The sequence below is a fragment of the Bacteroidota bacterium genome, from assembly GCA_039111535.1.
Lineage (GTDB): Bacteria > Bacteroidota > Rhodothermia > Rhodothermales > JAHQVL01 > JBCCIM01.
Window position 1 is genome coordinate 1 of sequence record JBCCIM010000280.1, and the last position, 6,289, is coordinate 6,289.

5 protein-coding genes are annotated in these 6,289 nt (G+C 50.4%); 2 read left to right on the forward strand and 3 right to left on the reverse strand.

Annotation, left to right across the window (positions count from 1 at the left end):
* Nucleotides 1-100: 100 nt before the first annotated feature.
* Both AAF564_25365 and AAF564_25370 read right to left on the reverse strand, forming a co-directional pair.
* Nucleotides 101-1,444, reverse strand: a complete 1,344-nt coding sequence (locus AAF564_25365; protein ID MEM8488899.1) for a pentapeptide repeat-containing protein — start codon at nucleotides 1,442-1,444, stop codon at nucleotides 101-103.
* A gap of 326 nt (nucleotides 1,445-1,770) precedes the next feature.
* On the reverse strand, nucleotides 1,771-3,297 hold the full coding sequence (locus AAF564_25370) for an FMN-binding glutamate synthase family protein (protein ID MEM8488900.1): 1,527 nt from the start codon (nucleotides 3,295-3,297) through the stop codon (nucleotides 1,771-1,773).
* A 631-nt stretch (nucleotides 3,298-3,928) separates the two neighbouring features.
* On the opposite strand from AAF564_25370, the gene AAF564_25375 reads away from it, so the two are divergent.
* Nucleotides 3,929-4,846, forward strand: a complete 918-nt coding sequence (locus AAF564_25375) for a sugar phosphate isomerase/epimerase (protein MEM8488901.1) — start codon at nucleotides 3,929-3,931, stop codon at nucleotides 4,844-4,846.
* On the opposite strand, the gene AAF564_25380 is transcribed toward AAF564_25375, so the two are convergent.
* Entirely contained in the window at nucleotides 4,843-5,667 is an 825-nt protein-coding gene (locus AAF564_25380) for a hypothetical protein (GenBank protein ID MEM8488902.1), read from the reverse strand. The two genes, AAF564_25375 and AAF564_25380, sit on opposite strands and share 4 nt — an antisense overlap.
* 270 nt (nucleotides 5,668-5,937) lie before the next feature.
* Here AAF564_25380 and AAF564_25385 point away from each other — a divergent pair.
* Nucleotides 5,938-6,289: hypothetical protein (locus tag AAF564_25385; GenBank protein ID MEM8488903.1), on the forward strand; the 352-nt coding region annotated here is incomplete at its 3' end.

Consider the following 6,289-nt stretch of genomic DNA (forward strand, 5'->3'; position numbering starts at 1 on the left):
TCAATGTAGATTTCTTGCTAGGCAAAATGCCGCCTCTCATCGCAAGTTTGGGCTTCGATTGAGACATGGGACCAAAATACCAAACACAAGCAGCTATTTTTCACATGATTTTCTTGCGTTGGTGTGGGTTGAGCTGCGGAACGTTCTTTTGCGGCGGGACCTGCTTGGGTACGTTTGTCTTCTGCACCTGATCGCTGTTTTGTATTTCGTCAACCAGCTCTTCCAGTTGATTGGTAAGCGTATTGAGGTCGCGTTTTTTGTAAAACTCTGTTTTAGAGTCGAAGAGAATCGGACGCTGATATTGTTGAGACAACAACAATATCCAGACGCTGAATAACAAAATAACACCTCCCAGCACCCAGTCATACCACGCAATGGTTTCGCGCGGGACAAAAAGATAGATGACCGGATGTAAGGCTAGTGCAGTGCGGGACACCATGGACAACGCGCGTTTGTCCCAACGGTGGCCTGTGAAGCGGGTTAGAATCCATGGGAATCGGCCTACTATCATGGCGCTGTCGCGATCCCGCAGGCACCGGGTGCCATCGAGTGCATCTTCCAAAAAGGCTTTGACAAAGCTGAGGATGCCGGCCGTGAAAATCATAGAGAACAGTGCAAACCGTTCAATGGGCGTTTTGTAGTTACCAAAGTTATAGAGTGCTGCGTCTGGCGGGCTCATGATCAAAATGGCCAGCATTACGATACCGAGGCCTACAGAAAAGCCGTGGTAACGCCTTGCACGCGAAAGGCTCTGGACAACAGCATCCGCACTTGGTCCTAGCATGGAGTCGCCACGCGGGGAGAGGACAATCAGCGCAGCTGAGTCGGTGCTGTTGGAATAAATACCGTTTACGCCAGAAACGACATCTTTGGTCTTTTGAAGATTTGTGTCTTTGTCAATAATGGCGCCGCTGAGGTCAACACTGTTCATGTTGGCTTCACTCAGGTCGGCCCCTTTCAGGTTAGCGCCGACAAGTCGGGCGCCAAATAAAATGGATTTTGGGAGATTGGCTTCTTGCAAATTCGATCTGCACAGATTGGCGCGGCTCAGGTTGGTTCTGAAAAGCCGGGCCCTGCAGAGGTTGGCGCGAAAGAGGTTGGCGCGCACAAAGTTTGCCATGCTGAGGTCTGCCCGAAAGAGCTTGGCTCCGCTAAGGTTGGATTCAAACAGGTTTGCTTTGATCAGGTATGCCCACCTGAGGTCTGCACCTTGCAGGTTCGCAGCAAACAAATTTGTGTCTTTAAGGTTGGCGCCGCTGAGGTCGGCACCACGCAGATTTGCGCCGATGAGGTCGGGCTGGATATCGCGGTTTTTATCCCGCCATTTATTCCATTCCTCAACGCCTTGCTTTAAAATGGCAAGATGTTCTGGGTTGGCCATATCGCTCACATAATTCTCTTCTTCAAGCGCAGCAGATGACACAGGCGCATTCGGCTCATACAAGACAAACGGTGGAGGTCGCTACGTGTCAATCGGGGAGAGGGGCTTTTTGCAAGGGCACAATATCTGGGTTACGGATACTGTGTCTGGATTACTATACAACAGTCGTTGCTATTGCTTTCGCTAACGTAGAAGTGGGGGTATGGATAATTCTATTATAGGGGTAATCAATATTACCAGCAAGCCAAATCACAAATAGTGCCAAACTTCGGGAAGGAGGCAAATTAGGTATTGCTTAAGTGTACTTTGGAAGGTGTAAGTGCTTGCTTAATCGGATTGCTGTTAACCGCGCAAATCGTCCATATGGCTGTTTATTGAGCGATATGCCTTCAGTTTTTGTTCAGAAAGATGTTATTTACGTAGTTGTCTTCGTTAGGGCCTGGCTTATCCTGGTAAGCTGTGTAACCAAAAACTTCACGCGCATTTCGAGACGAAAACGGCCCGTCCATTATCTCAAAATGATCTAATGTGATCATGGCCGGGTGTGCAACACCGCCGGCATGGCAGAGTCGTTTGATCTCTTTACGGAGGGTAATGAGGTAGTTGGCAAGCCGCGCGCCTTTGTCTGTAGGGTCGAGGCCGCGTACAAGCCACTTATTGTGCGTGGTAACCCCCGTCGGACACTTGCCTGTCTCACATTTCTGCGCCTGGATGCATCCAATGGCAAGCAGGGCTTCGCGTGCAACGGCAATCATGTCGCAGCCCATGCCGCAGGCGAGGAGTGCACTTTCCGGGAAGCCCAGTTTGCCCGCACCGATGAAAACAATGTGGTCTTGCAAGTCTTGTTCAGCCATCGCAAGATACACGTGTTTGAACGCTGCGCGGAAAGGCAACGATACGTGGTCTGAAAACACCAGCGGGCCGGCGCCCGTGCCACCTTCGCCACCATCAACTGCGATGAAGTCTACTGCCCGGTCGGTTGAAGCCATCAGCTTCGCAAGGTCATGCCAGAACTGAAGATCACCTACGGCAGATTTAATACCAACAGGCAGTCCGGATGCTGCAGCAATTTCTTCAACCAAATCCAGCATTTCATCGATGTCGCTAAATGCGCGGTGCCCATTCGGGCTCAAGCAGTCTTTGCCTACTGGAATACCACGGATACTTGCTATTTCAGGTGTTACTTTTGCGCCCGGCAACACCCCGCCAAGCCCTGGTTTGGCACCCTGGCTCAGTTTTAACTCAATGGCGCGGATTTGCGGATGTTTGTCAACCGTCTCCAGCAGCTTGGGCAGGCTAAATCCTCCATCTTCAGCGCGGCATCCAAAATACCCCGTTCCTATTTGCCAGATTAACTCACCACCTTTAAGGTGATAGGGCGATACGCCACCTTCGCCTGTATTGTGCAGGCAGCCCGATGCACTACATCCTTCATTGATCGCACGAATGGCGGCTGAGCTTAGGGAGCCGAAACTCATTCCGGAGACATTAATGATCGAAGAGGGGCGGAATTGTTTTGTGCGTTCCCGATAGCCCCCGAGTACTTTGGCAGCCGGAATACGGTACTGGTCATCGTAGCCTGGTTCGCCGGGATGTGTGCCGGCGAGCGGGAAGGCGCTGTGTTTATAGATCAGATAATCTTTTGTCGTTTCAAAGTTATTGTCTGAGCCAAAACCGAAGTAGTTGTTTTGCTTCTTGGATGAGCTGTAGACCCAGCGCCGCTGGTCTCGGCTAAACGGACGCTCTTCATTGTTGTTGGTTACAATGTACTGTCGCAGTTCCGGCCCAACCCGCTCAAGGAGGTAGCGCAAGTGACCAACAAGCGGAAAATTACGGAGGATCGCGTGTTTCTTTTGGAAGAGGTCGTGCAGCAAAATAAGCAGCAAGGCAGCTGCGGCAATCAAGAAATAAATCATAGTCAGGTAATCCTGTAGCAGGATGGGTGCCGTATTGGGTCGGACGTGCAATACCCTTAGGGTGATTGACTGAAGGCACGCGAAAGCGATGGTGTATTAAAAATTACTTGGTCTTGATTATAGTCATCGGGCAACAGGCTAAGGTAAGCAGTGGTGTACATCTTGCTACGGCATCCTGTATTTTATCAAAGAGAGTATAAACGGGGATACGTATGCCCGGATGGATGACACCAAAGCCATCAACGGCCTGGACAGGTGCAAAGAGTGCGCCAGGCAGTAAGGTAGATGCTTTTTTGCAAATTTGCATTCTGGTCTGAGCGTAAAAAGTTAAGATAACCATTTTTTGCTCGAACAGAATCGCTGATTGTCTATCGCGTGGCTGCAGCAAAGAAATCAAGGCCGGCTGCTATGCGTTAGGCAATCACTCGTGATGAGTCTAGGGAGTGGACCAGCATTTCCCCAACTTCTGTTTATATCTGCTTAATATACCTGTAGCGATGGGCGGTATAAAATTTATTCAGGTCAGGTGACGGTTGACGCTGAGAATCCTGCGTCGGATTTTCATCGTCCCATTTTTCGCGTAATTTGTTGTATACTTTGCCCGCTTGTTTCTACTGAACACCCTACAGAGATGAATCGACGCCGATTTCTTGCGCAAGGTGCCGGCGCTGCCGCGCTTCCTTCCTTGTATCCGCTTGCCGGGTTGTGGCAGCATGACAACCATATTTCCTGCAATCTGTACACCTGGTTAACCTATTACCGCCGGGAAGGAAAAGATTTTTATGCAGACATAGATGCTGGCCTGGCCGCGGTTGCCTCAAGCGGAGTCGACGGTATTGAGCCTTCAATTACCTCAACAGATCAGGTAGATGAGATAGCGCCTTTGCTCGAAAAGCACGGACTTAAAATGCGCTCCATCTATGTGAACAGTAAGTTTCACGAGGCAGGAGATGCAGAAGACAGCATTGCGCAAGTGTTGAAAATTGCTGACAGTTGCAAGGCACTGGGTACCAAAATTATTGTTATCAACCCGAGTCCGTTGGGGTGGAATAGTCCGGAGAACAAAACCGATGCGCAGCTGCGAGTACAGGCTGTGGCCCTCCAGCAGCTTGGTGCCGAATTGTACAACCGTGGCCTGACGCTTGCCTACCACACACACGACAGCGAGTTCAGGGCCGGCGCGCGCGAGTTTCATCATATGATGCTGTCTACAAACCCGCGACACGTAACCTTTTGCCTGGATGTACACTGGGTGTACCGGGGCTCTGAAAATTCCAATGTTGCCTTGTTCGATGTGATTGATCTGTACGGTGAACGGATCAGCGAACTACACATTCGCCAGTCGCTTAATCATATTTGGACAGAGACATTTGGCGAAGGGGACATCGATTATGCCAGCGTAGTTGAAGTGTTGCGCCGCAAGAACCTGCGCCCGTTTCTCGTGCTTGAACAGGCAGCAGAAGAGGGGACGCCGGCCACGCTTTCTCCGGTAGAGGTGCACCGGGTTTCACAGAAAGCCATGCGCAAAATATTCGCCCCCCTTGGTTAGGTACGGGTTTTAGTACCTGAATTTGTGCGGTTACTGTCTTGAATTTCATCCATGTTGTCCAGGAGCTTGCCAGCATTGTGGTGGTTTGAGCGGCTGCTTGTTGGTGCGGCTTCACGCTCTTCAGGCTCGTCCTCGCTAGCCTGTGCGAGGTTGTTCAGGTGCCGGAATACATTTTCGAAATGTTTTGCATCTTGCTTTGCCATGGCTTTGGTACTGAATCCGCCAATGACCCCAAGGAGCAGGCCTATCCCCATCATAATGCCGGCCGGGAAAACGAGCTCTTCATTTCCGGTGGTTGAAAGCCAAACAATGCCAAACATGAGTCCCATGAGCACATTGACCACAGACCCAATACCAAACCCCAGGGTCATGGGCCAGGTCTTTTTCTCAATGGTAAACCGTGTGCCATGGCTTTCTTTCTCAGCAATGACTGTTACAGGAATACCCGTTTCTTTGGGTTCACTTTGCCATCTTCTTGTTGTGCCAATTTCAGTGACCAAACCCGGTTTGTTGTAAACCCCGGTAAAAATATCAACCGCCTGTTTCCAGTTTTGATCATCAAAAGCGATGGGTAAAACATGGGACTCGCGTAATTCCACCGGGAAACCCATAAAATCCCGTTGTTCTGTTGCGCGGTCGGGTCGCAACAGGTCTCCTGCCGCCTCGCGGATGAACGCAGGATCAATGCCGGCTGCTAGTCCGGCTTCTTCAAGCTCTGCCAAACTGAGCTGATTGACCTCATCAATCCGTTTTGCTTGCTGGCGTTCAGCTGCCAGGGAGAAAATCCGTTCCGCTTCTTCTTTCGAAAATTTACGACCCATGATGGTGTCTTTGTGTCTGATAAATACTTGTCCTTGAACTTAACAGTCTGGCGATAAAAAAACAGGTCAATCGCTGCAAACGGCACACGAAATATGTACCTTACGGGTATTCGTGCGGATTCTTGCAAGTGAACCTGTCAGGCTGTTTTTTCCGTTTTGTTCAACAGCTCGACCCTGCTATTTGCATTACCGCATGATTTTTTGATTTGACCATTGGGCTATGTCATGTGTCAGTTGCGGCCAGGCGTGCCCTCCAAACCCTATCCGCCCATGAAACGGCCCATTTTAATACCTCAAATCCTGTCTTTCTTAGCCGGCCTTGCGCTGCTTTTGGTGTCAGTACTGCCCGCTGCTGCACAATGGACACCCACCGACCCCGGTAGCGACAACATGGAGATCCTGGGGCACATCGGGCTTGGGCCACGCCTCAGCGTTGCCGACCTCGACATGGAGCAGGAAATGGACCGGCCATACGTCTATGTATCGCGTATGGTTTACGGAGATTTTGGCCCCAAAGGTACAGCTTCAATCACTCCACTCTGCACCTTCAAGATGTCGAAAGCCAACATATTGTCAAACATTTTTTATAATAATTTCGCCTGCGGGGAGTGTATTCATGGGA